The sequence below is a fragment of the Nocardia iowensis genome, assembly GCF_019222765.1.
GTDB lineage: Bacteria > Actinomycetota > Actinomycetes > Mycobacteriales > Mycobacteriaceae > Nocardia > Nocardia iowensis.
In genome coordinates, this window is sequence record NZ_CP078145.1 from 448,237 (window position 1) to 472,965 (window position 24,729).

Annotated in this window: 23 protein-coding genes; 14 read left to right on the top strand and 9 right to left on the bottom strand. The window is 66.9% G+C overall.

What is annotated here, in order from left to right:
* Window positions 1-86 precede the first annotated feature (86 nt).
* From KV110_RS02150 to KV110_RS02170, 5 genes are all read left to right on the top strand, one after another.
* Window positions 87-548: an SgcJ/EcaC family oxidoreductase gene (locus KV110_RS02150; protein ID WP_218472865.1), complete on the top strand. Its 462-nt coding sequence runs from the start codon at window positions 87-89 to the stop codon at window positions 546-548.
* Between the two features lie 83 nt (window positions 549-631).
* Entirely contained in the window at window positions 632-1,897 is a 1,266-nt protein-coding gene (locus tag KV110_RS02155) for an aspartate kinase (protein ID WP_014981150.1), read from the top strand.
* A gap of 3 nt (window positions 1,898-1,900) precedes the next feature.
* The gene (locus KV110_RS02160) at window positions 1,901-2,935 is read left to right on the top strand and encodes an aspartate-semialdehyde dehydrogenase (RefSeq protein ID WP_218472866.1); all 1,035 of its coding nucleotides are present in this window, start codon (window positions 1,901-1,903) and stop codon (window positions 2,933-2,935) included.
* A 114-nt stretch (window positions 2,936-3,049) separates the two neighbouring features.
* Window positions 3,050-3,298 carry a type II toxin-antitoxin system Phd/YefM family antitoxin gene (locus KV110_RS02165; protein WP_218472868.1) on the top strand — a complete coding sequence of 83 codons (249 nt, stop codon included), beginning with the start codon at window positions 3,050-3,052 and terminating at the stop codon, window positions 3,296-3,298.
* The gene (locus KV110_RS02170) at window positions 3,295-3,552 is read left to right on the top strand and encodes a Txe/YoeB family addiction module toxin (RefSeq protein ID WP_218472869.1); all 258 of its coding nucleotides are present in this window, start codon (window positions 3,295-3,297) and stop codon (window positions 3,550-3,552) included. The genes KV110_RS02165 and KV110_RS02170 overlap by 4 nt, the downstream gene beginning before the upstream one ends.
* 73 nt (window positions 3,553-3,625) lie before the next feature.
* Here the strand turns inward: KV110_RS02170 and KV110_RS02175 are convergent, their stop codons facing one another.
* Both KV110_RS02175 and KV110_RS02180 read right to left on the bottom strand, forming a co-directional pair.
* Window positions 3,626-6,067 (bottom strand): glycoside hydrolase family 3 protein, encoded by a 2,442-nt coding sequence (locus KV110_RS02175; protein ID WP_218472870.1) that lies wholly within the window; start codon window positions 6,065-6,067, stop codon window positions 3,626-3,628.
* A gap of 140 nt (window positions 6,068-6,207) precedes the next feature.
* Window positions 6,208-6,822, bottom strand: coding sequence for a TetR/AcrR family transcriptional regulator (locus tag KV110_RS02180; RefSeq protein ID WP_218472871.1), 615 nt, complete (start codon window positions 6,820-6,822; stop codon window positions 6,208-6,210).
* Between the two features lie 132 nt (window positions 6,823-6,954).
* Here KV110_RS02180 and KV110_RS02185 point away from each other — a divergent pair, with 132 nt between their 5' ends.
* The gene (locus KV110_RS02185) at window positions 6,955-7,869 is read left to right on the top strand and encodes an aminotransferase class IV (RefSeq protein ID WP_218472872.1); all 915 of its coding nucleotides are present in this window, start codon (window positions 6,955-6,957) and stop codon (window positions 7,867-7,869) included.
* 32 nt (window positions 7,870-7,901) lie between these two features.
* Here KV110_RS02185 and KV110_RS02190 read toward each other — a convergent pair whose 3' ends face one another.
* Entirely contained in the window at window positions 7,902-8,531 is a 630-nt protein-coding gene (locus KV110_RS02190) for a TetR/AcrR family transcriptional regulator (protein ID WP_218472873.1), read from the bottom strand.
* A 76-nt stretch (window positions 8,532-8,607) separates the two neighbouring features.
* Between KV110_RS02190 and KV110_RS02195 the strand changes: the two genes are divergently transcribed.
* On the top strand, window positions 8,608-9,141 hold the full coding sequence (locus KV110_RS02195; RefSeq protein WP_218472874.1) for a PaaI family thioesterase: 534 nt from the start codon (window positions 8,608-8,610) through the stop codon (window positions 9,139-9,141).
* Between the two features lies 1 nt (window position 9,142).
* On the opposite strand, the gene KV110_RS02200 is transcribed toward KV110_RS02195, so the two are convergent.
* From KV110_RS02200 to KV110_RS02210, 3 genes are all read right to left on the bottom strand, one after another.
* Window positions 9,143-10,501 (bottom strand): serine hydrolase domain-containing protein, encoded by a 1,359-nt coding sequence (locus KV110_RS02200; protein ID WP_218472875.1) that lies wholly within the window; start codon window positions 10,499-10,501, stop codon window positions 9,143-9,145.
* A gap of 65 nt (window positions 10,502-10,566) precedes the next feature.
* Window positions 10,567-11,919: a serine hydrolase domain-containing protein gene (locus tag KV110_RS02205; protein WP_218472876.1), complete on the bottom strand. Its 1,353-nt coding sequence runs from the start codon at window positions 11,917-11,919 to the stop codon at window positions 10,567-10,569.
* Window positions 11,920-11,995: 76 nt separating this feature from the next.
* Entirely contained in the window at window positions 11,996-13,243 is a 1,248-nt protein-coding gene (locus tag KV110_RS02210; RefSeq protein WP_246634312.1) for an APC family permease, read from the bottom strand.
* Window positions 13,244-13,538: 295 nt separating this feature from the next.
* Between KV110_RS02210 and KV110_RS02215 the strand changes: the two genes are divergently transcribed.
* Together KV110_RS02215 and KV110_RS02220 are read left to right on the top strand one after the other, a co-directional pair.
* The gene (locus tag KV110_RS02215) at window positions 13,539-13,976 is read left to right on the top strand and encodes a Fur family transcriptional regulator (protein ID WP_218472877.1); all 438 of its coding nucleotides are present in this window, start codon (window positions 13,539-13,541) and stop codon (window positions 13,974-13,976) included.
* 54 nt (window positions 13,977-14,030) lie between these two features.
* Window positions 14,031-15,518: a catalase gene (locus KV110_RS02220; protein ID WP_218472879.1), complete on the top strand. Its 1,488-nt coding sequence runs from the start codon at window positions 14,031-14,033 to the stop codon at window positions 15,516-15,518.
* A gap of 128 nt (window positions 15,519-15,646) precedes the next feature.
* Here KV110_RS02220 and KV110_RS02225 read toward each other — a convergent pair whose 3' ends face one another.
* The gene (locus KV110_RS02225) at window positions 15,647-16,057 is read right to left on the bottom strand and encodes a hypothetical protein (RefSeq protein WP_218472880.1); all 411 of its coding nucleotides are present in this window, start codon (window positions 16,055-16,057) and stop codon (window positions 15,647-15,649) included.
* Window positions 16,058-16,742: 685 nt separating this feature from the next.
* Here KV110_RS02225 and KV110_RS02230 point away from each other — a divergent pair.
* Together KV110_RS02230 and KV110_RS02235 are read left to right on the top strand one after the other, a co-directional pair.
* Window positions 16,743-17,969, top strand: a complete 1,227-nt coding sequence (locus KV110_RS02230; protein WP_218472881.1) for a cytochrome P450 — start codon at window positions 16,743-16,745, stop codon at window positions 17,967-17,969.
* Window positions 17,966-18,556, top strand: coding sequence for a TetR/AcrR family transcriptional regulator (locus tag KV110_RS02235; RefSeq protein ID WP_218472882.1), 591 nt, complete (start codon window positions 17,966-17,968; stop codon window positions 18,554-18,556). The genes KV110_RS02230 and KV110_RS02235 overlap by 4 nt, the downstream gene beginning before the upstream one ends.
* A gap of 57 nt (window positions 18,557-18,613) precedes the next feature.
* On the opposite strand, the gene KV110_RS02240 is transcribed toward KV110_RS02235, so the two are convergent.
* Together KV110_RS02240 and atzF are read right to left on the bottom strand one after the other, a co-directional pair.
* Window positions 18,614-19,852, bottom strand: a complete 1,239-nt coding sequence (locus KV110_RS02240; RefSeq protein WP_218472883.1) for an FAD-dependent monooxygenase — start codon at window positions 19,850-19,852, stop codon at window positions 18,614-18,616.
* 100 nt (window positions 19,853-19,952) lie between these two features.
* Entirely contained in the window at window positions 19,953-21,674 is a 1,722-nt protein-coding gene (gene atzF / locus KV110_RS02245; protein ID WP_218472884.1) for an allophanate hydrolase, read from the bottom strand.
* Between the two features lie 159 nt (window positions 21,675-21,833).
* On the opposite strand from atzF, the gene KV110_RS02250 reads away from it, so the two are divergent.
* From KV110_RS02250 to KV110_RS02260, 3 genes are all read left to right on the top strand, one after another.
* On the top strand, window positions 21,834-22,517 hold the full coding sequence (locus KV110_RS02250) for an arsenate reductase ArsC (RefSeq protein WP_218472885.1): 684 nt from the start codon (window positions 21,834-21,836) through the stop codon (window positions 22,515-22,517).
* A 172-nt stretch (window positions 22,518-22,689) separates the two neighbouring features.
* On the top strand, window positions 22,690-23,703 hold the full coding sequence (locus tag KV110_RS02255; RefSeq protein ID WP_218472886.1) for an SCO2522 family protein: 1,014 nt from the start codon (window positions 22,690-22,692) through the stop codon (window positions 23,701-23,703).
* 3 nt (window positions 23,704-23,706) lie between these two features.
* Complete coding sequence (locus KV110_RS02260) at window positions 23,707-24,687, top strand: SCO2521 family protein (protein WP_218478102.1); 981 nt, start codon at window positions 23,707-23,709, stop codon at window positions 24,685-24,687.
* Window positions 24,688-24,729 lie beyond the last annotated feature (42 nt).

The window sequence follows — 24,729 nt, forward strand, 5'->3', positions numbered from 1 at the left end:
TTCGTCTGACTCGGACAATATCTTACTCACTCAACTATTTACTGACTCAGTTGATGAGCTGATCAGATTGTATCGAGGGGTAAGTCATGACCATCGACCAGCACGCCGACGAGGCCGCCATCCACGCGTTGTTCGAACGTCAGGCCAAGGCATGGAACGACGGCGATGCCGCCGCCTTCGCCGCGGAGTTCGCCGAGGACGCCGACTACATCACCTGGTTCGGCACGCACAGCAGGGGTCGGCAGGCGATCTACGAGTCGCACGTCCCGGTCTTCGAGAAATACCTGAAGAACACTCGGCTGGACGGGGAGATCACCGGCTTCCGCTTCCTCGGCCCCGACGTCGCGCTGGTCCACGGCCTGGGCGCTGTGCTGAAAGGCAGGCGGCGGCGCAATCGCCGCAACACCAAAGTGCAGACGACAGTGGTGGTGCGCACTAACGACGGATGGCGGATCGCGGCCTTCCAGAACACCAAATACCACTGGCTGCTCGCCAGGTTCGCGGCCAAGGCTGACCAGCGCGTCGAGGCCGCCGCGGCCGTCGGCTGAGGAGGCAGGGGTAATCCGCTGGACCACGGCCGGTACGCTGAGTGGCTGTTAGCAGCTGGTAGTCGATCTTGGAGGACCCTGTCGTGGCTCTCGTTGTTCAGAAGTACGGAGGATCCTCGGTGGCTACCGCCGAGCGCATCCGGCGCGTCGCTGAACGGATCGTCGAGACCAAGAAGCAGGGCCACGACGTGGTGGTCGTCTGCTCGGCCATGGGTGACACCACCGACGAGCTGCTCGACCTGGCCCAGCAGGTGGCGCCCGCGCCGCCGGCCCGGGAAATGGACATGCTGCTCACCTCCGGTGAGCGCATCTCGAATGCGCTGGTCGCCATGGCCATCCACTCGCTCGGCGCTGAGGCCCGGTCGTTCACCGGCTCGCAGGCCGGGGTGATCACCACCGGCGCACACGGCAACGCCAAGATCATCGACGTCACCCCGGGCCGGCTCCGGCAGGCGCTGGACGACGGGCAGATCGTGCTCGTCGCCGGCTTCCAGGGCGTCAGCCAGGACAGCAAGGACGTCACCACGCTCGGCCGTGGCGGCTCCGACACCACCGCGGTCGCACTGGCCGCGGCGCTGGAGGCCGACGTCTGCGAGATCTACACCGACGTGGACGGCGTCTTCACCGCCGACCCGCGGATCGTGCCGGACGCGCAGCGGCTCGAGCAGGTCTCCTACGAGGAGATGCTGGAACTCGCGGCCTGCGGCGCGAAGGTGCTGATGCTGCGCTGCGTCGAATACGCGCGCCGATACAACGTGCCTGTGCATGTGCGCTCGTCCTATACCGACAAGCCGGGCACCTACGTTTACGGATCGATGGAGGACATCCCCTTGGAGCAAGCAATCCTCACGGGCGTCGCGCACGACCGCAGCGAGGCCAAGGTGACCGTGGTCGGACTACCCGACGTGCCCGGCTACGCCGCCAAGGTGTTCCGGGCGGTCGCCGACGCCGAGATCAATATCGACATGGTGCTGCAGAACATCTCCAAGATCGATACCGGCAAGACCGACATCACCTTCACCCTGCCCAAGACCGACGGCGCGCGCGCCGTCGAGATGCTGACCAAGCAGCAGGACGAGATCGGCTTCTCGCAGGTGCTCTACGACGATCACATCGGCAAGGTGTCGCTGGTCGGCGCGGGCATGAAGAGCCACCCCGGCGTCACCGCCAAGTTCTGTGAGGCGCTGGCCGACGCGGGCGTGAACATCGATCTGATCTCCACCTCCGAGATCCGGATCTCGGTGCTGGTCAAGGACACCGAACTGGACGAGGCCGTCAAGGTGCTGCACCGGGCCTTCGAGCTCGGCGGCGACGAGGTCGCCGTGGTGCACGCGGGAACAGGACGTTAAGCCATGGGAATTCGAGTAGGCGTTGTCGGCGCGACCGGACAGGTCGGCGCGGTCATGCGAAAACTGCTGGCGGAGCGTAACTTCCCGGCCGACGAGGTGCGCTTCTTCGCGTCGGCTCGCTCGGCGGGCACGAAGCTGCCGTGGCGTGGCGGCGAGATCGTCGTCGAGGACACCGAGCTGGCCGACCCGTCCGGACTGGACATCGCGCTGTTCTCGGCCGGTGCCACCATGTCGCGCGTGCAGGCTCCGCGCTTCGCCGCGGCGGGCGTCACCGTGATCGACAACTCGTCCGCCTGGCGCAAGGACCCCGACGTCCCGCTGGTGGTCAGCGAGGTCAACCCCGAGCAGACCCGCAACCTGGTCAAGGGCATCATCGCCAACCCGAACTGCACCACCATGGCCGCCATGCCGGTGCTGAAGCCGCTGCACGACCTGGCCGGGCTGCGCCGCCTCATCGTGTCCAGCTACCAGGCCGTGTCCGGTAGCGGCCTGGCCGGTGTGGAAGAGCTGGCGACGCAGGCGCGTGCGGTGATCGACGATGCCGAGAAGCTGACCCACGACGGCCGCGCCGTCGACTTCCCCGCCCCGAACAAGTACGTCGCGCCGATCGCGTTCAATGTGCTGCCGCTGGCCGGTTCGCTGGTCGACGACGGCTCCGGCGAGACCGATGAGGATCAGAAGCTGCGCAACGAGAGCCGCAAGATTCTCGGCCTGCCCGATCTGCTGGTGAGCGGCACCTGCGTGCGCGTCCCGGTGTTCACCGGGCACTCGCTGTCGGTGAATGCCGAGTTCGACGAGCCGCTTTCGGTTGAGCAGGCCAAGGAGATCCTGGCCAAGGCGCCCGGCGTCAAGCTCGTCGACGTGCCGACGCCGCTACAGGCGGCCGGTGCCGACGACTCGCTCGTCGGCCGCATCCGGCAGGATCCCGGGGTACCCGACGGCCGCGGTCTCGCGCTGTTCATCTCCGGTGACAACCTGCGCAAGGGCGCCGCGCTCAACACCATTCAGATCGCCGAGGTCCTGCTCGCGAACCGCTGACACCGTCCCCGGCGGACTAGCCGTGCCGATTTGCCTGTGGGTCGGAGTGACCCATCCGGTCGAATCCGCTTCCCGAAACTGGTACCATATGTCGTACCGGTTTCAGGAGGGCTCATGGCTGCGGCAATTACGGCAAGTGAGGCGCGCAAGCACCTATTTCCTCTGGTCAAGCAGGTGAATGAGGATCATGACACGATCGAGATCGTGTCGAAGGGGGGCAATGCCGTGCTGATGTCCAAAGAAGACTATGACTCGCTGATGACGACGGTCCAACTGCTCAGTGGGCCTGATGGTGCACGCCTACGTCGGTCGATCCAGGAGCTCGAGGGCGGTGGCGGCACCGGCCGCGAGCTCATCGAATGAGGCTCATTTTCTCCGAATCCGCTTGGGAGGAATACACCGCTTGGTTACAGCGCGACCGCACCGTGTTGAAGAAGGTGAACGTGCTGATCAAGGCGATCATGTGCGATCCGTTCGAGGGGATCGGCAAGCCGGAGCCGCTGAAGCATGACCTGGCTGGCTATTGGTCCCGCCGGATTACCCAGGAGCACCGCATCGTCTACAAGGTCGTCGAGGATGCGCTGTGGATTGCCAAGGGTGGCAAGCACTACGAATGACTCGTGGCTAGGCGGGGCCGTTAGCAGAGCGGCGAGGCCGCGGGTCCGCGGTCGGAACCACGGCCTCGGTCGCTCACTTCGTTTCGTAGCGGGTTGCCAGGCGGCGATCGGCGGAGGAATGGCCTGCTTGAATTTCGTAGGTTCCGGGTACTGATCGCCAGGTGTTGCGCTCTTCGTCCCAGATCTCGAACGCGCGCTGTGGAATTCGGATGCGCGCCGCGACCTGCTCACCTGGGTCGGCTTCGACTCGGGTGAAACCGGCCAGCCAGCGGGACGGGCGGATCGCCGAATCCGCTACCGGCGCAATGTAAATCTGCACCACCTCGGCACCGCGGCGGGCACCGGTATTGCGCAGCTGGACGGTCACGGTCGTCGCATCGCGCTCGATCGACTCGTAATCCCATGTGGTGTAACCGGATCCGTGTCCGAACGGGTACGCCGGAGTCGTGCCCGCCCGCTCCCACGCGCGATAGCCGATGAACACGTCCTCCCGGTAGACGAGTTCACCATCGGTCGGGACGACCTCGGTGACCGGGCAATCGGCCAGTGCGATGGGCCAAGTGGTCGGCAGCCGCCCGCCCGGCTCGGTGTGGCCGAGTAGCACGTCAGCGAGTGCGGCCCCGCCTTGCTGGCCGGGGAACCAGCTCAACAGGATCGCCGCGACCTCCTCGCGCCACGGCAACTCCACCGGCGATCCCGCATTGACGACCACCACCGTATTCGGATTGACGGCGGCGACCCGGCTGACCAATTCGTCTTGGCGGCCGGGCAGTTTCAGCGTCTTGCGGTCGAAGCCCTCCGACTCGACCTGCTCGGTGGTGGCGACGACGACCACGGCGACATCGGCCGCTCGCGCCGCCTCGACCGCCTCCGCGATCAGCTCGTCGGGGTCGCGTCGCGGGTCCCCGTGCGCGAGGGTGACGTTGACCGCTTGGATGGGTGCGTCCGCGAACTTCATCGGGCTATGCGTCATGCGCACCTCGACCGGCTGCCCAGCCGTCAGCTCGACCGTGCCGCGCTCGACGGGGGTGCCGAAGAATGCCTCGAAAAGGTCCGCGCCGGAGGGTGTTTCGCTGCCATCGAAGAGCACGGTATCCGCCACGACGAGGCGGAACTCGCCGAAACCCTTGGTGCCGAAGACATGCGCACCGCTTTCCCGTGGGGTGAAGGTGCCATGGATCTCGACGGTGTGCAGCGCGTCGTAGCTGATGCCGTCGGGCATTTCGCCGATCCACTCGACCATTCCATTGGGCAGCGAGCTGATTCCGAGCACCTCGCCATCGGCATCGAGCACGCGGACCTGCAACTCGAATCCCTGGTCGGCTGCGCCCAAAGCGTCACTCGGCGTGGCGCCTACCGCGAAGGTCAACGCATCTTCCGGCAGCGCGGCGGTCAGGCCGTCGAGCGGGGAGACGACGGACTCGGGAAACACGGTGGCCGAACCGCCGCCGAGAATACGGGCGTCCCTGGCGGCGAGACCGATGAGCGCGACCTTGTCGGCGGCGTCGATGGGGAGCGCCGTACGGTCCGCGACCGCGGCGTTTCGCACCAGAACGAAAGAGCGACCGGCGATTTCACGGGCCAGCGCGATGCCGTCGATGTTCGCGGGCGGCGTGGTCACCGCGGGCTCCGCGCCGTCGAGCAGGCCCACCCGGGCGGCGAGGCGCAGCACCCGTCGCACGGCTGCGTCGACCACGGACTCCTCGACCTCGCCGTTGCGCACCGCGGCGACGAGCGCGTCGCCGTAGACGCCGCGCGGTCCCGGCATCGCGATGTCGAGCCCGCCGGTGATCGCGCCGACTGTCGACCGCGCGGCGATCCAGTCGGAGACGACCACGCCGTCGTACCCCCATTCGTCGCGCAGCACCCCGTTCAGCAGGGCGGCGTGCTCGGTCATGGTGGTGCCGTTGACCTGGTTGTAGGCGGCCATGATGCCCCAGGGGCCCGCCTCGCGGACGATCGCTTCGAAAGGCGCGAGGTACAACTCGCGCAGCGCGCGGGGGGAGACGACATTGTTCACGGTGAAGCGTTCGGTCTCGGCATCATTGGCGACGAAATGCTTGACCGTGGTGCCGACCCCGCCGTCCTGCACGCCGCGCACATAGCCGGTCCCGATGCGTCCCGTGAGGTACGGATCCTCCGAGTAGGCCTCGAAATGCCTGCCGCCGAGCGGCGACCGATGCAGGTTGACGGTCGGCGCGAGCAGCACCTGCACACCTTTGCGGCGTGCTTCTTGCGCGAGCAGCAGGCCTGCGCGCCTGGCCAGTTCCGGATCCCAGGTCGCGGCGAGCGCGGTGGGCGATGGCAGCGCGATGGACGGATCGTCGGCGGAAAAACGCACCCCGCGCACCCCGATCGGGCCGTCGGACATCACCAGCGACCGCAACCCGATCTCCGGCAGCGCGGGCAGCGACCACATGTCCTGCCCCATCAGCAGCCTGGCCTTGGTCGGGAGGTCGAGCTTCCCGAGGGCCGCCGTCACGGCTTCCTCGCGGACCACGTCGGCTTGACTCATGATGAACTCCTTTGTCTACCAATGTAGTTGCGGACACGGTGGGCGGGTGCCCGCAAAAGCCCCGGAGGGCAGGCGGCGGGCGTCCGCTGATTCCGCTGAACTCACCTAATCAATGGTAGGTGTTGTTATCATCTCGTTATCTATGAGCGAGGACTTGCCGCGGTGTCGTCAGCCGGTCCGAGCAAAGCGACGAAGTCCCGGAACGCGGCACTCATGTCGACGGCCGGGTCGAGCAACCATTGCGTCTGCAAGCCGTCCAGCACGGCGATCAACAGCGGTGCCACTTGCTCAGGTGTCCGACCCCCGGCCAGCCGATCACCGAACTCCGCCCGCAGCAGGTCGGCTAGTCTCGCCCTGGCGTGGGCGTAGCGCTCGACGAAATACTCCCGCGCGGGGTGCCCGCCGGTCACACTTTCGCCGACCAGCGCCGTGAACGTCTGCACAACACCGGGCCGCATCGCGTTGTACTCGACCAGCTGCTCGAGATGTGACAGCCGCCAACTGTCCGACGGTCCGGCCAGAAACGCCGCTGTATCCCAGCGGTCCCGCGCCTCGAGCACCGCGACCAGCAGATGTTCTTTGCTCGGGAAGTAGTGCAGCAGTCCGGGTTGGGTGAGCCCGACGCGCTCCGCGACAGCGGCGAGCGAGGTGCCGCGATAGCCGCGCTCGGCGATCACCTCTCTGGCGGCCTCGAGGATGGCCGCGCGGCGTTCGGCGGCCTGCGCCGCCCGTCCACCTCGCTGTTCCTGAGTCACCCGGTCGAGCGTAATGCGCTCCGGTGTCCGGGCTGTCGTCGCGGCGCAGCGGGTCGGCATCGTCGCGCACCGAGCGGAGCGCGGCGGAAAATACGTTCGCTCCGTCGCCGTCGCGGCTGTTAGCCTCCGCCGATGGCGAACCCCTATCCCCATGTGTACCTAGGTGACCGGATCGTTGCGGCCGAGGAGGCCACGGTCAGCGTCGCATCGTCGGCGGTGTTGTACGGACTCAGCGTCTACACCGTTTTCCCCGTACATGTGGCAGGGGCAGCGCACACCGCGTTCCGGCTGGACGATCACTTCCGGCGGATCGAGGAGTCCTGCAAGATCATCGGCATCGATCGGTTCGCCACGGAATGGGACTTCGACCGGTTCTACGCCGCGGTGGTCGAGCTGATCGGCCGGAACATGCCGACGACCGATGTATTCGTCCGCGCCACCGTGCACGTCGTCGAGTCGATCCCCGGTACCAAGGTGCGGGGCTGCGCGATTCGGCTGAGCATGTTCGTCTACGACGCGGTACCGATCGTCCCGCAGGACGGCATGCGCCTGAAATCCAGCCCGTGGCGGCGCATTCCGGACAACGCTATTCCGTCGCGTGCCAAAGTCAATGGCGCGTACGTCAATTCGGTGCTGGCCAAACAGGACGCCATCGACAGCGGCTACGACGACTGCGTGTTCCTCGACGGCAATGGCCACGTCTGCGAGCTCAGCGCCGCCAACATCTTCCTCGTCCGCAACGACACCCTGATCACCCCCGATGTCTCCTGCGACATCCTCGACGGCATCAATCGCCGCACCATCCTCACCTTGGCGGCCGAGGACGGCATCCCGGTCGTCGAACGCACCGTCGACCTGACCGAGCTGTACATCGCCGACGAGGTCTTCGTCACCGGCACGTCCGCGGGTGCCGCTCCGGTCATCGAGGTGGACGGGCGGGTGGTCGCCGACGGCCGACCCGGCCCTGTCTCGCAGGCGCTGCGCAAACGCCACAGCGCCGCACTGCGTACCGACACCCTGCACGGCTGGCTCACTACGCTGGCCTGACGCCGCATCGCTCAGCGGCGTTCGAGCGCGGCTCAGAGGCGTTCGAGCGCGGCGATGGTGCCGAGGAACAACTCGACATTGTCGTGCACGAATTTGTCCCGCGGATAGGGGAGCGACTGCTGGATCCACGCGGTGGTCGTCTCCCCGAAGCCGCCGACCAGGAATCGGGCGGTCAGATCGATGGCCGGATCGTCCGGAGCGCGGTCGGTCAGCAGCCCGTGCAGCAGTGCGCCGTAGGTCCGCGAGACGTCCTCGGCCCGCGCGAGTCGGCGCGTCGCTACGGCGGGGTGACCATAAGCCTTGGTGGACAAGAGCTTTCCCTTGGCCGGTGCCTGCAGGAAGAAATCGACCAGCGCCTCGACCAGGGCGGTCACCTGGTCGCGGCGGTCCGGTCCGGCCGCCGCGACCGCACCGTCGACGGCCGCCGCCATCTGCCGGAAGGCCAGTTCGAACGCCGCGACCACCAGGTCGTCGAGATCGGTGAAGCTCTCGTAGACGAACCGGGTGGACAGGCCCGCTTGCTTGGCGACGGTCCGGATCGTCAGCCCGCCGGGTCCGTCCAGCGCCATCACCTCGAACGCCGCCTCCAGCAGCTGCTCGCGCCGGGTGGCGCGGCGCTGATCGGCGGGTACACCGCCGTAGGTTCGTGCTTGCTTGGCCACCCCGCAATCTTGACACGGATGTTTCCTAAATCTAGCTTCATTCGGGAGACAACTGATTCCTGATTTAGGGGTGCGCATGACCGGACTTGCCGAAGCATCCGATCGCGGCGCCGAGCAGGTGCGGCAACCGGTGCCGTTGAACAGTCCGATGCCGCAGGGCCCGTTGCCGTCGCACGTCGACGGCTGCTTCGGCTGCGGGCAGCACAATTACGCGGGTGTCGGGATGACCCTCGAGCTGATCGGCGATCGTATTGTCGGTCGCTTCACCTTCGATGAAAGGCACAAGGGCGCACCGGGTCTGGCGCACGGCGGGGTGGTCGCGGCCGTGCTGGACGAGGCGTCGGGCACCGTGCCGACCACCATGTGCGTCCCCGCGGTCACCGCCAAACTCGAGGTGAACTACGCCAAGCCCGCGCCGCTGCATCGGCCGATGATCGTGTCCGCGATCCTCGATCGCCGCGAGGGGGAGCGCAAGCTGCACATCCACGCGCGGCTCGAGCTCGACGGCGAACTCGTCGCCGAGGCGAACGCGCTGTTCGTCGTCGTCTCCCCGGACCACTTCTTCGCACACGGCGCGAAGGAGGGTGAGCTGCCGTTCTTCGGCGTGTGATTCAGCGGATGCCGGGGGTGCGTGGGTCGGGGCCGAGGCAGGCCAGGATCGCGCAACCCGGCGCTGTGTCGGCGAAGGGTGCTGCCAGCGGGTAATTGAGGCAGGTGAGGACGTTGCAGCCGGGATACGCGAACGGTCCGTCGCCGAACACCGCGCGCACGAAGTTGACATCGACGAACTGGCCCGGGTTCAGCCGCACCGGTGGCTCGACGTACGGCCCCGGATCGGGAAAGGGCGGTTCCTGGAATGCCGCGAATACCTTGCGGAAGAACTGGTAGGGCAGTTCGGCCGTGTTCTGGATGGTGCCGGTCAGTCCGTGCCTGCTGATATTGCCGTAGAAACCGGTCCACACCACCGTGAGGTCCAGGCTCGGCATGACGAAGACATTCTGCATGCCGAGTCCGGCCATCATGTAGACGTCGGTCGGCAATATGCTCGCGGACTCCGCGCATCCGGGGCCGAGCCAGAACAGATAGCCGTAGCATTTGTTCGCCCGCGAAGGCTGGCGTGCTTGTCGCAAGTATTGCGTCGAGACGAGTTGCTGTTCACCCCAGCGTCCGTCGTTGCTCACCAGCAGACCGAGTTTGGCGAAGTCATTGGGCGGGATCAGCAGGTGCGCGTAGCCGTAGGTGTGCCCGGCGCGATCGCGGGCCCAGTAGTAGTCGCCACGGTGGATGCCGAGTGGGTCGAACAGTTCACGCTGGGCGAACTGCTGGAACGGCTCGCCGATCGCCAATTCGATGACATAGCTGAGCAGGTCGACATTGCGTTGGCTGTAGCTGAATACGGTGCCGGGCGGGTTGTCCAGGGGCACACCGAGCGCCTGTACCGCGCTGTTCGGGTCGATCGGGATGACGCCGGTAACTCCCTCGGTCAGCACACCGACCTTCATGCCCGATGTCTCGGTGAGCAGGTTCTCCACCGTGATGGAACGATGCTGCGCGTCACCGAGTCCAGGCGGCAGGTAGCGATCGATCGGCGCGTAGATATCGAGTTTTCCCTGATCCCATGCCATTCCGGCGAGCACCGAAACAACGCTTTTGGTGGCGCTCCAGATATTCCATGCCACGTTTCCGGTGTGCTTATTGGTCGGTCCCTCGCCGATGAGGCAATTGTGCCGGAAGATCTGGACGTTCAACCGGTTTCGGGTGGCGGCGAAGGTCAATGCGTCCGCGAGACGGTCGCTGTCGAGGCCGACCTGTTCCGGTGTCGCCCGAGCGAACTCGCGGCCGGAATTCACCGCACACCGCGCCTCCTCGGCCACGCGGCTCGGTGCCGCCTGCGCGACCCCGGTGAATACGTTCCCCGCCACCAGCGATAACGCAGCGAACCCAGCCAGGAACCCACCGAATCGCCCCATGTTCAGAGGCTATCGCGCAAGGTCGCCGACGATGGACGAATGCGGCGTTATGGCGCGCCCGAGATTCATCGGATACCCGGGGCGCCGGGGCCGAGGCACACCAGGATCGCGCAGCCAGGCGGGGTGTCCCAAAAGGGCGGGGCCAGCGGATAGTCCAGACAGGAGAAGACATTGCAGCCCGGATAGGCGCCCGGGCCGATGCCGAACACGGCGAGCAGGATGCTCGGGTCGACGTATTTTCGCGGATCGAGGCGCACCGGCGGCTCGACCCACGGGCCCGGGTCCGGCATTGGCCGGTCGTGGAACGCGGCGAATACCTTGCGGAAGAACTCGTACGGCAGTTCCGCCTGGTTCTGCAGGGTGCCGGTCAGGCCGTGACTGCTCCGATTGCCGAAGAATCCGGTCCAGACCACCGTGAGGTCGAGGCTCGGGATGACGAAGATGTTCTGCATCCCGAGGCCATCCATCATGTAGAGGTCGTTGGGCACGCCGTAGAGCGGTGCCGCGCACTCGGGCCCGAGCCAGAACAGGTACCCGTAGCATTCATTGGCTTTCGTGGGCTGGCGTGCTTTCCGAAGATAACGTTCGGAGACGAGTTGCTGTGTGCCCCAGCGTCCGTCGTTGCTCACCAGTAGACCGAGTTTGGCGAAGTCGTTCGGCGGGATCAGCAGGTGCGCGTAGCCGTAGGTGTGTCCGGCTCGGTCGCGGGCCCAGTAGTAGTCGCTGCGCTTGATGCCGAGCGGGTCGAAGAGTTCACGTTGGGCGAATTGCTGGAGTGGTTCGCCGACAGCCAGTTCGAGGACGTAGGTGAGTAGGTCGACATTGCGCTGGCTGTAACTGAATATGGTGCCCGGCGGGTTTTCCAGCGGCATGCCCAACGCTTGCACGGCACTGTTCGGGTCGATCGGGACTACTCCCGTGATGCCCTCGGTGAGCGCGCCGACCTTCATACCCGATGTTTCGGTGAGCAGGTGCTCGACGGTGATCGCGCGATGTTCGGCGTCGCCGAGTCCTGGCGGCAGGTACCGGCCGATCGGCGCGGAGATATCGAGCTTGCCCCGATCCCATGCCATTCCGGCGAGCACCGAAACAACGCTCTTGGTGGAGCTCCAGATATTCCACGCCACATTCCCGGTGATGTCGTTCGACGGGCCCTCGCCGATCAAGCAGTTGCGCCGGAACACCTGCACATTCAATCGGTTTCGGGTGGCGGCGAAGGTCAATGCGTCCGCGAGCCGCTTGCTATCCAGCCCGACCTGCTCCGGCTTCGCCCGCGCGAACTCGCGGCCGGACTGCGGCGTGCACCGCACTTCCTCGGCCGCGCGGCCCGGTGCCGCTTGCGCGTTCCCGGCGAAAACATTCCCCGCCAGCAGCGATAACGCAGCGAACCCAGCCAGGAACCCACCGAAACGCCCCATGTTCAGAGGCTATCGCGGGAGGTCGCGATGGCCGTGGCAACAGGCGGAGCGTGGCGCGGGCAATCTGTGGGCGAGTTCAGTCGCGCCGATGGCGAGCCTGCACTGCCCAGAACACCGCGACGCCCACCGCAAGCACCGCGAGTCCGGCCGCCACCGAACCCAACGGCAGCGACAACCCCACGATCACGCAGCCGACCGCACCGACGATCGGCACCCACCGCGCCGGTCGACCCTCCGCCGCGCCGAGCGTCGCCGCCGAGACATTGGCGATCAGGTAGTAGAACAACACCGTGAACGACGAGAACCCGATCGCCGCACGCAGATCGAACACTCCGGCGATCACCGCGACGCAGGCACTGACCACCAGCTCCGCGCGATGCGGCACACCGAACCGCGGATGCACCGCCGCCAGCGCGCCGGGCAGATAGCGGTCGCGCGCCATGGCGAGCACCGTCCGGGAGACGCCGAGGATCAGCGCGAGCAGCGACCCGGCCGCGGCGAGTACCGCACCCGCCCGGACCACCGGCGCCCATCCCGGTGCGCCCGCGGCTGAGACCAGCCGGGCCAGCGGGTCGCTCCCGGCGGTCAACCCCGCCGAGCCGAGCACGGTCAACGCGCTGATCGCCACCAGCGCGTAAACCGCGAGCGCCACGCCCAGCGCGATCATGATCGCCCGAGGGATGGTGCGCCGCGGCTCCCGCACCTCCTCGCCGAGTGTCGCGATCCGCGCATACCCGGCGAAGGCGAAGAACAGCAGCCCGGCCGCCTCCAGCACACCGCGCACCCCGACCTTGTCCGGTAAAGCCGTTGCCGCCGAATGCTTTCCGAAGAACCCGACGATCACGACGGTCGCCAGCACGACGAGCACCCCGGTAACGATGATCCTGGTGGCCGTCGCCGACTTCTGCACGCCCGTGTAATTGATCGCGGTGATCGCGACAACGGTGCCAACCGCGACCACCCGTGCGTGCTCCGGCCACGCGTAACTGCCGACCGTCAACGCCATCGCCGCGCACGACGCCGACTTCCCCACGACGAAACCCCACCCCGCGAGATAGCCCCAGAAAGCCCCGAGACGTTCGCGGCCGTACACATAGGTGCCACCCGAAACCGGATACAACGCGGCGAGTCGCGCCGAGGAGGTCGCGTTGCAGTAGGCGAGCAGCGCGGCCACCGCCAACGCGAGCAACAGCCAACTACCGGCCGCGCCTGCCGCGGGCGCGAGCGCGGCGAAGATCCCCGCCCCGATCATCGATCCCAAGCCGATGACCACCGCATCGGTCAGTCCGAGTCGCCGTCGCAGCGCGTCGCTGTCTGTCGTCACCCCCGCATCCTGCGTGACCACTTCGACCGCCGCGACTCGGCCCGGAAAACACAAACGCCGCCAGGTCGCTAAAACTGGCGGCGCTGAGTCGAGTCGACGTCCCACAAGCGCCTCTCGGCGGGTGGTCGCTCGTAGCGACAAAGGGGTGAGGCCCGGGGCTGTCCGGACGCCGACAGTGAGCATCAACGACCATCCGTCCGGAAGTATTCCGCGCGGCCGGATGTGATGTGCGCAACGCATGACCCGATCGATTCCTTTTCTTGACTAATTCCAGAAAAGGTGGAGGATCGGTGTCATGCACACTAACCACACCGATCCGCGAGCGCAGTTGCGCGCGGCCGGCCTGCGGGTCACCGCCCCGCGGGTCGCGGTGCTGGACGCGGTCGCGGCCGCCCCGCATGTCGATGCGGACCGGGTGGCCGCCACCGTTCGGGAAACCCTCGGCTCGGTGTCCACGCAGGCCGTCTACGACGTATTGCGGGCCTGCGTGAACGCCGGAATCCTGCGGCGGATCGAGCCTGCCGGTTCGGCCGCGCTGTACGAGACCCGCGCCGGGGACAACCATCACCACCTGGTGTGCCGCAGCTGCGGCACGGTCGTCGACGTCGACTGTGTCGTGGGCAGAGCCCCTTGCCTGGAACCCGATGACGACCACGGGTTCGCGGTCGACGAGGCAGAGGTCGTCTTCTGGGGTCTGTGCCCGACCTGCCGTTCGCGCCGGCAGACATCCTGACAGCCCGGGTCAGCCCACCCGGGGAAGTTGTTCATCAGCCGAGGAGGCTTCGATATGACCAAGCCGACAACCACGAACACCGGAACCCCGGTGGAGAGCGACAACGAATCGCTCACCGCCGGTACCCAAGGCCCGATCCTGCTGCACGATCACTACCTGATCGAGAAGCTCGCCCAGTTCAACCGGGAACGGGTGCCGGAACGGATCGTGCACGCCAAGGGCGCGGGTGCGTACGGTGAGCTGGTTGTGACCAACGATGTCAGCCGCTACACCAAGGCCAAGCTGTTCCAGCCGGGTGCGCGGACCGAGTCGCTGGTCCGGTTCTCCACCGTCGCCGGTGAGCAGGGCAGCCCCGATACCTGGCGCGACCCACGGGGTTTCGCGGTGAAGTTCTACACCGAAGACGGCAACTACGACCTCGTCGGCAACAACACCCCGATCTTCTTCATCAAGGATCCGATCAAGTTCCCCGACTTCATCCGGTCGCAGAAGCGCCTGCCCGGCAACGGACTTCGCGACCACAACATGCAGTGGGACTTCTGGACGCTGCGCCCGGAGACGGCGCACCAGGTGACCTGGCTGATGGGTGACCGCGGCATCCCGAAGACCTATCGGCACATGAACGGCTACGGCTCGCACACCTACCAGTGGATCAATGCGGCGGGCGAGCGCTTCTGGGTGAAGTACCACTTCAAGACCGACCAGGGCATCGACTACCTGACCCAGGCCGACGCTGACCGCATCGCAGGCGAGAACGCCGACTACCACCGCAAGGACCTGTGGGACGCGATCGAGCGCGGCGACTTCCCGAGTTGGACGTTGCACGTGCAGGTGATGCCGGTCGCCGAGGCGGAGAGCTACCGGTTCAACCCGTTCGACCTGACCAAGGTGTGGTCGCACAAGGACTACCCGCTGATCGAGGTCGGCAAGTGGACGCTGAACCGCAACCCGGGCAACTACTTCGTCGACATCGAGCAGGCCGCCTTCGAGCCGTCGAATGTCGTTCCAGGCATCGGTTTCTCGCCGGACAAGATGCTGCTCGGCCGGGTGTTCGCCTACGCGGACGCGCACCGCTACCGGATCGGCACCAACTACGCGCAGCTGCCGCCGAACCTGCCGCGGGCCGCTGAGGTGAACTCCTACTCCAAGGAGGGCGCCATGCGGTACTTCTACAACGACGCCAGCGTTCCGGTGTATGCGCCGAACTCCTTCGGCGGTCCGCACGCGGACGCGTCGCAGGCGCCCGACGGCGGCCTGTGGGAGTTCGATCCGACCATGGTGCGGGCCGGCTACATCCAGCATCCCGAGGACGGCGACTTCACCCAGGCGGGCACCATGGTGCGCGAGGTGCTGAACGACGAGCAGCGGGACCGCCTGGTGAACAACATCGTCGGGCACGTGCTCGGCGGGGTGCGAGAACCGGTGCTGAGCCGGGTCTTCGAGTACTGGACCAACGTGGACCCCGATCTCGGCAAGCGGGTCGAGGAAGGCGTCCGGTCCGGCCTCGAGGGCGCGCCGACACCGCCGCCTTCGCAGGGCTGATAGTTCGACACCGAGGCAGGTGCGTGCCCGTCCGGGTGTGCACCTGCCTCGATGCTTTGCCGCAGATGAATACGGCGCGATCCAAGCCGTCGAGGATCAGCTCCAGTTGCCGGATGAACAACTCGCCTCTAGGCCGTGGTGCGCCGGGCCCGGAGTCCGGCGACGCCGATGAGAAGATCCGCGATGATCTCGAAAATCGCTGCGAACCAGGAGAATCCGGTGACCTTCGCGGCGGCGGGCGGGTTGATGAAACTGTCGCTGAAGGGGCCGAACCAATCAGGGAATAGATGCACCAGGACGAACCCGGCCGCACTGGCGAAGCCGATGAGAACGGCGGCGAGCGCGGCCCATCGGTGTCCGGTGAACACCAGTGCGATCGTCACCACCGCGAGAACGAATTGCACTGTGCCGAGCACCATTACGGTGCTGGACACGGTATCCATGCCACGCCGGAGATGATCGGCGCCATGGGTGAGCAACGCGACCGCGAACACGGCGGCGGTCCAGCGTAATTCGACGGAACCGGTCGGGTGAGCCATGGTGACCCCCATCGGGCGAGCGGTGGTTGCGGCTACGCAACCAATCTACGACCGAGTGTAGTAGACCTGGCCGATTCCGGCCAGGTTTCCGGCACGGCTACAGCAGGCCCCACCAATAAAGCAGGCAGGCCAGTACCCAGACCACCACGGTTTCCATCGTCGCTCCCACTCTCCTTGGCGCACTTGTCTCCATCATCCGCTATTCGGGTCCGGGTGGTACAAACTCGGCACATTCGCCGCCCTCGAGGCGTGATGACCAGCGATTTCGCGCCTACAAGGTGTTCTTAAGGGCGCGCTAAGCCCGCGCGTGCATTGTTTGTGTCAACACCGAACACACCGGGCGCTCCGGTTGACGGGGTTAAGCCACCACCGGGGGTGGGAACGGGGCGCGACCTGTCTTCGAGGGGTTGACAGGTCGGCCTCGGGGGAGGGGTGCTTGCCGGGCCGGTCTTCGAGGGGTGACCGGCCTGGCAAGTCACTCGGGACACCGGACACACTTCGCTGGCTCTTCCGGGAGCTGACCGGCAACGATCATCGTGTTGCCACTGCCGAAGGTAACCACGGGTGCGCGACGACGGTCCCGACTCGGCAAGGCGGCCGGACCGGTTTCGGAGGGTGATCGGTCCGGCGGATCGAATGAGAACCTGTTCTAGACACAATCGTTAAATTGTCTTACCGTCACTACATGTCGATCGATGCGTATCGCGCCGCTCCCGTGTTCGAGCTCCGCTCCGGCCCGACCTGGACATCGCCGTGGGAGATGTATGCCGCTCTGCGCGAACAAGATCCGGTGCACCACGTGGTGCCGCCGGCTCGGCCTGGCAACGACTACTGGGTATTGACCAGGCACGAGGATGTGTATGCGGCGGCCCGCGACACCGAAACCTATTCCTCCCGCGACGGGTTGACCGTCGAGTACGGCGAGCTGGCCCAGATCGGGCTCACCGACAATCCGCCGCTGGTGATGCAGGATCCGCCGGAGCACACCGACTTTCGCAAGCTCGTCGCCCGCGGGTTCACGCCACGCCAGGTCACCGAGGTGGAGCCGGTGGTGCGCCGATTCGTCCGCGAACGGCTGGACCGGATCGCCGCGGCGGGTGGCGGGGACATTGTCGAGCAGGTGTTCAAACCGCTGCCGAGCATGGTGGTCGCCTACTACCTCGGGGTGCCCGACGAGGACCGGGATCGGTTCGACGGCTGGACCGAGGCGGTGGTCGCGGGCAGCACCGACCGCGCCCGAACCCAAGCCATGCCCGCCTCGATGGCGATGATGGGCTACTTCGCCGAACTCATCAAGCGGCGTAGGACCGACCCGGGGGAGGACACCGTGTCGCTGCTCGTCCGGGCGGGCCTGGCGGCGGACGACGCGGATGTGCGTGGCCTGGTACAGATTCTGGCCTACACCTGGACGATGGTCGCCGGTGGCAACGACACCACCACGGGTCTGCTCGGCGGTGCCGTGCAACTGCTGCAACAACATCCGGACCAACGAGCGGCACTTGTCGCCGACAAGGACCGAATCCGCACGGCCGTAGAGGAATTCGCCAGGCTGACTGCGCCGGTGCAGTGTCTCGCGCGCACGGCGACGCGCGCCGTCGAGTTGGGCGGCACAACGATTCCGGCGGGGCGCAAGGTGTTGCTGGTGTTCGGATCCGCCAATCGTGACGAACGCGCCTTCGGCGCCGACGCGGCAGAACTCGATATCGATCGGAACCCGCAGCGCATCCTCACCTTCGGACACGGCCCGCATCACTGCCTCGGCGCCGCCGCGGCCAGGATGCAGGCCAGGGTCGCGCTGGAGGAACTGCTCGACCGATTCCCGAACTACGTGGTGGACATCGACGCGGTCGAATACGCACCGGGGCCCTATGTTCGGCGGCCAACTACCGTTCCGTTCCGGTGTGCCGCGTGACCGGCGACTGGCTGGCCGACGGCCGCGCCGAACTGGCGAGCGAGCGCATCCTGGACGCGGTCCGCGCGCTGTTCATCGACAAGGGTGTGAGCGGGGTCGGCATGGCCGAAGTCGCCGAAGCCGCGGGCTGTTCCAGGGCGACGCTGTACCGCTACTTCGACAATCGCCAGGCCCTGTATGTCGCGTTCGCCGGGCGCGAGGCGCGCAAGGTGGTCGAACGAGTGTGGCGGGACGGGGCGGTCGGCGCGGCCACCGAACCGGGCGAGCAACTGCTGGACGGACTCACCGCCTTGCTCGCGGAGGTGCGTAAGACTCCGTACCTGGCTGTGTGGTTCGCCCCGGACAACGCGGGAATCGTTGCACAACTATCGAATTCGTCAGAGGTGGTCGATGCGCTCGCGACGAACTTCGTCAGCGGTTTCCGCCCCGACCTGGCCACCCGCGCGGCGCAACGGCTGGGGCAGTGGTTCGTGCGGGTGATGGTGTCTTTGCTGACTTTGCCCGGCGCGGACGAGGCGGAAGAGCGGGCGATGCTCCGGAATTTCGCGCTTCCGTTTCTCCTCGATCAACGGATCACGATCGAGTGATCGGATCGGTGTCGGACGACAACGACCGGGCCGTGCTGGACGGTCCGGTCGTTGTGGCTACTGACTGACGGTCTGGACGGCGTAGTCGGGCAACTCGTAGGACTCGGTCTTGCTGAGCATCTTCATCATCAGCGGCTTCATCGCCTTCGATGCCATCAGCTTGCTGACGGTCTGGCCGGCGCGAATACCGAAGCGGGACTTGGGCGTCATGGCCCTCAGCCCGCCGGGCGGAAGGCTCTGCGCCTTGGCGATGAACGGGCGGAGCACTTCTTCGTAGCGCGCCAGTGCGGGCTCGGGATCACTTGCGTGCGCTGCGATTTCACCGGCGAGCACATACGCGCCGATCAGCGCCATCGCGGTGCCCTGGCCGGTGAGCGGTGAGCCGCAGTACGCCGCGTCGCCGAGCAGCACTACGCGCCTCTTCGACCAGTTCGGCATGTCGATCCTGGCCAGTTCGTCGAAGTAGAAGTCGGTTGCCCCGGGCATGGCCGCGACGATCGCGGCCGATTCCCAGCCGCCCCCGGCCAGCCGCCGCCGGATCATGTCCTGCTGGGCGGAGATCTCGCGACGCAGTGCCGGATCGGCGGCGGAGCGCATGATGATCAAGGCCTTCGATGTCGCCGGGTCGGCATCGGGACGCAGTCCGATGCTGGTCGCGCCGACCAGTGAGTGCATCGCGAGCCAGTTGTCCTCCACGCCGTCCGGCGATGGCAGGGTGAAGAAGGACATGTAGCCGCCGAGGTACGTCGAGAACTGCTCCTCCGGGCCGAACACCATGTGGCGGGTCCCCGAATGCAGGCCGTCCGCGCCGATCACAAGGTCGAAACGCTGCGTCGAGCCACCGGCGAAGGTGACGTCCACGCCCGTCTCGTCCTGCTGGATCTCGCTGATCCACTCGCCGTAGCGGTAGTCCACCCCGCCCGCCTCGGCCAATGCGTCGAGCAGCACCTGGTTGAGGTCGCCGCGGCTGAGCTCGATTTCGGCGACGGCACCCTTGCCCTCGAACATTTCGGTGGGCATGCGCACAATGTCCCGGCCCTCGGCGTCGACGAATTTCATGCCGCGCTCGTCGAGTTGATACTTCCGGATGCCGGGCATCAGGCCCATCCGCTCCGCCACTTCGCGGCTCGGGCCACGCAGATCGACCGCCTGCCCGCCCGGCCGCGGTGCCGCGGCGCGCTCCACCACGGTGGTCCGGATACCTGCCCGAAGTAGTTGCAGCGCAACCGCATTGCCGCCGATGCCGCCGCCGGCGATCAGGACGCTCGGCTGGGCGGCGGAATGGTTGGTGCTCATGATCTGGGTCCCTTGCTTGACTCGAATGTCTTAGACATATGTCTACACAAGGCTTACACATTTGTCTAGAACAAATGTGTAAGACGGTCGTGCTGGGCGGCTACGAGCGGTCGAGGTAGGCCTGCCAGCCGCCGAAGGAGGTGATGTCGGTGGCCGCGACAGCGGCGTCATAGGTGCAGGCGAAGCCGATCACCGAACGGCCGTCGGACAATTCGATGCTGGTCAGCGCCATGGGCGCGGGCAAGTCGGCGAGGAAGCCACCGAGTCCGGCCTCGGCGATGCGGAACAGTTCACCGACGATGCGAGCGCCGAGTCCGTCGCCGTGGCGAACGAGTCCCGGCTTCGGGGGAATGGTGTTCAATGCGGTCAGCCGGTAGGCGTCGGTGGTGTGGATGACGCCGCTGAAGCGGGCGCCGAGCTGTTCGAGCTGCCAGTGCAGCGGTTGTCCGCGCAGGTGCGCGCCGAAGACGGCCAGTTCGACGCCGCGCTCGACCAGTAACGGGGCGGTTTCGGTGCCGAGGACGCGGGCGGCGAGGTCGATGGCGACCTGATCGGCGAAGCGCGGCGTCACCAACATGACCCCGAAGGGTGCGCCGTCGGCGGTGGGTTCGCCGGGAATCGCGAGCGCCGCCATGTCGAGCAGATTGCAGAAGTTGGTGTAGGTACCGAGTCGGCGGTTGATGCCGAGCGGGTCCGCTTGTACCGCAGCGATACTCGGGTGTTCGGTGGTCGTCGGCAGCAGTAGCGCGTCGAAGCCATTGAGCAATTCGGTGGCGGACGCGCGGGCACGGGTCAGTGTGTCCAGGTCGGCAGCGAACGCGGGACCCGTTGTGGCACGCGCGGATTCGATGATCGCGGCGACCGTGGGGTCGGCACCGGCGGGTCCCGTGTCCAGGAACGCGCCGACCGCGGCGTAGCGCTCGGCGACGATCGCGCCGTCGTAGAGCAATCGGGCGGCCTCGAGCAGGCCGGAGATGTCGATCTCCTCGATCTTCGCGCCGGAATCCGCGACGGCAGTGATGGTTCTGGCGAACGCATCCCGGTACGGCTCGCTCAGCGCGGTGCGGTCCGCGGCGCGCGGGACCGCGATACGTGGCGTGAGCGGTGCGGCAAGTCGGACATCGGCGGGCCAGGTGCGGCTGCGCGGATCACGCGGCTCGGGTCCGGACATCACCGCCGCCGCCGCTACGGCTCGTTCGAGGTCGGCGGCGAATACGGTGACCGCGTCGTAGTCCGCGCAGGCAGGCACGACACCGTGCACCGGAATGATGCCCAAAGTCGGTTTGATGCCGACGATTCCGTGCAGCGCCGCCGGGACGCGACCCGAACCCGCTGTGTCGGTGCCGATTCCGATATCGGCGAGGCCGAGCGCGACCGCAACGGCCGAGCCCGAACTGGAACCACCGGAAATCAGCGCGGGATCGTGCGCGTTACGCACCGCACCGTATGGGCTGCGGGTGCCGACCAGGCCGGTAGCGAACTGGTCGAGGTTGGTCTTGCCGAGCACGATCGCGCCCGCCGCCAGCAACCGCTCGATCGCGGCTGCGGTCGCCGTGGCGGTGTAGGCGAATTCGGGGCAGCCCGCCGTCGTCGGCAGTCCGGCCACATCAATGTTGTCCTTGACCGCGACCAGCACACCGGCCAGCGGCAGGGACGCACCGTCGGCGAGCCGCTGTTCGACCACCGCCGCGTCGGCGGTGACCTCGCTCTCCGGGCGCAGCGTGATCCACACCTCGGGTCGATCCACCTCGGCGATCCGCCGATACGCGGCGGCCACCCGTTCGGTGGGTAGTGCGCTGGTGCCAAGGTCGCCGGTGGTCATCGAGTCGACTCCTCACTGCCGGTGCGGTTCCAGGTTCTACCTTGGCACCCGGCGCCGCCTGCCGAATCGCTCGCGCGGCACCCTGTTCACCTGCCCGGTGTGGCTTGGTTCACAGGGTGTTCGTTTGCCCAGGTCAGCGGCAACTGAGACCCTGGAGGAGTGTCTCAGCCTGAACAGTCGGGTACGACCGAAAGCTCCGCGACACCCGAACTTCGTCTGGTTTCCCTCGATCACGAGGCGGCACTCGACGGCGCCGAGGCGCGCCTGCGCGAGGAGTTCGCCACCACCTTCGACCTCGAAGTCATCCACCGCTATCTGCATTCGTCGTACGACCGATTCGCCTCTCGCGCAACGGTAACGCTCTATCTCCCGCTGCTCGCCGAACGCTTCGGCCGCCAGCGGCTGCAGGCGCTGGCCAAACTCCAGGGCAAGGTCGCCCGCCCCCGCCCCACCGTGCTGTTCCTCTGCACCCACAACGCGGGCCGCTCGCAGATCGCCCTCGGCTTCTTCGCCCAGCTCGCCAAGGGCCGCGCCGTCGCCTGGTCCGGCGGCTCCGACCCGAGCAATGCCCTCAACCCCGCCGCGGTGGCCGCCATGGCCGAAATCGGCGTCGACATCGCGAACGAGTACCCCAAACCCTGGACCGACGAAATCATCCGCGCCGCGGACGTCATCGTCACCATGGGCTGCGGCGACACCTGCCCGCTGGTTCCCGGCCCCCGCTACGAAGAATGGTTCATCGACGACCCCGCGGGCCTGCCCGTCGAGCAGATCCGCCCCATCCGCGACGATATCCGTACCCGGGTAGCCCACCTGCTCACCGAACTGGGCGTCCCCGTCTAGCCTGGTCCGCCGATCGCGTTGTCGGCCAACACCCTTGGTAAAACCCCGGAACGGGCGCACACTTTAGCTGTCAGTGTGCAACCGGCTACCACCGTGGCGTACACCGAGCTGGCCAGGCGCCTGCTCGACGCCGCGACCTGGGCGAGGTTCTGATCTGCGGTGAGGGGACGTAGTGGGCTACTGCGAGGAGGCCGAACGGGCGCGGATCGACCAGGTGCCGCTGTCGCACCTGTCGATCGAGACCGGGCATTTCTGCCTGAACGAGATCGCCGACGACGTGGGTCGGGTGGTCCGCGAGTTCCGCCGGATCGCGCCGCTGGTCGAGGCCTTCATCGCCGCCACCCGGGTGCAATTCGGCCCGCGGGCGCGGGTGAGCACCTGCTATCTGATCGACGACTATTTCCAGCCCGATACCGATCCGCGCGAAATTCTCGGCAAGCTGCTCACCGCCGCGGACGAAACCGGTTTGCGCATCGACTATTTGGCCCGCGAATCGGGGTGCTGGGAGGCGGAGCCGTTCGTCGACGGGGCCCCGTCGGACGAGACGATCCGACTCGCCGAGATGGTGGCCGCCAGAATCGTTGCCGAGCCGGAGATTTCGTCGTCGACCGGGCGCCGTCCGCCGACGGCGGAGTCCGGATGGCTGTGCAACGGGCGGCGTTCGTCGCTGGACGAGCCGGCCCAGGCCATGCGGGTGCAGCCGTATCGGCCGCCGGAGGAGTTCGGCAGGCGCGAGCATTCGATCTTCCTCGACGTGCAGTTGTGGAGTAAGCGCACCGAGATCGTCAACGGACACACCGAAGTCCACACCAAGTGGTCGTGCGCTTTTCTCGCCTCGGTCTGGCATCTGCTGCGGCTCGGCATGCTGCGCTACGACGGTGCGGCGGTCGTGGTACCGCAGCCGTGGCACGCAGGCGACGGCTGGCCGAGCCGGTGGCGCGAGATTCCCGCTGTGGTGCAGCTGAATCCGGACGCGGCGCCGTTCGCGGCGTACAAGACGCTGTCGATGCTGCCCAAACGCTATCTGAGCATCGAACATTCGGTGCGACTGATCCTGGATCACGTCGACCTCGACGGCGATGTGGTCGACCAGATCATCACCCGCGGCATCCGCGACGAGGTGCCGGTCAAGGTGTCGCGCAAGGTCACCGAGCGCCTTTCCCACCTATTGCTCGACGGATCCTGAGTGATGGGGCCGTCCAGCACACCGTTGATCGCCCTCGGCGAGGTGCGTACCTGCCTGGTCCCCGCGTCCGTCACCCTGCACCGCGCCGAAGCGAGCGAACTGCTCGCGCTGGTGCCGGGTCGGCGCGTGCTGTGGCGGCAACGCCCGGAGACCCTCGCTGTTTCGCCGGTGACGCCGGTCGGCGTCGACTGCGAAATGGTGATGGATGGCGCCGCGCCGGTGCGTGTGGTCGGTACGGTCGCAGGCCGGGCGGTGGTGACGGGTGGTCGAATATTGCAGAGTTCGGTGCGCACCCAGGTGGTCCGGGCAGCCGAGCGGCGGCGGCAGACCTGGTCGCACTACATGGGCAGGGTCGGCGTGACCGAGCTGATCGACCGGATCGGCGACCGCGCCCAAGCATGTGACGCGCTGGTCAACGGCTACCTGAACGGTCGGCCCGCACCGGAGACCCTGGACTTGGCCTCGATCAGTGAGCGGCTGCTCGCGCGGCTGCGCGCCGACCCGAGGCTCGACCAGCAAGCACCGCTGCGGGCGGGCACCACCCGGCTGCGCTGGGCGGCGAAGATCGGCGGCACCGCGGGCCCGAAGCTGCACCTGCGGCTGGACGACGATTTCCTGCGGTCGGCCCGGCTCACCGTGCGCACCGAGGCGGACCTTGTTGCGGCGCAACGGTTCTGTGAGGATCTCGCGGCGCACGACTGGTTGCTGACGGTCGGCGACGCGGCCATCGAGGAGGCCGATCGTTTTCCACCGGCCAGTCGCGAGCAGCTGGAGATCCTGGCCGCGGTTTTGGAATGCCTTGCGCACCTGTGGATGCCGGGCGCGCACACCCCGCCCGAGCTGCGCGGCCTGTGGAAGGATCTGCAACGCGATCCGGGGTTCAGTAGACAGTGGACCGCGCGAACCGGGCAGGTGCGTGACCGACTGCGGGTCGCGCAGTGGAATTTGTCCCGCGGTATTCGCGTAGGCACTACCGAATGTTGAGCGAAGTCGCTTGCGGCACAGGGTTATGGCCGGAACCAGCGG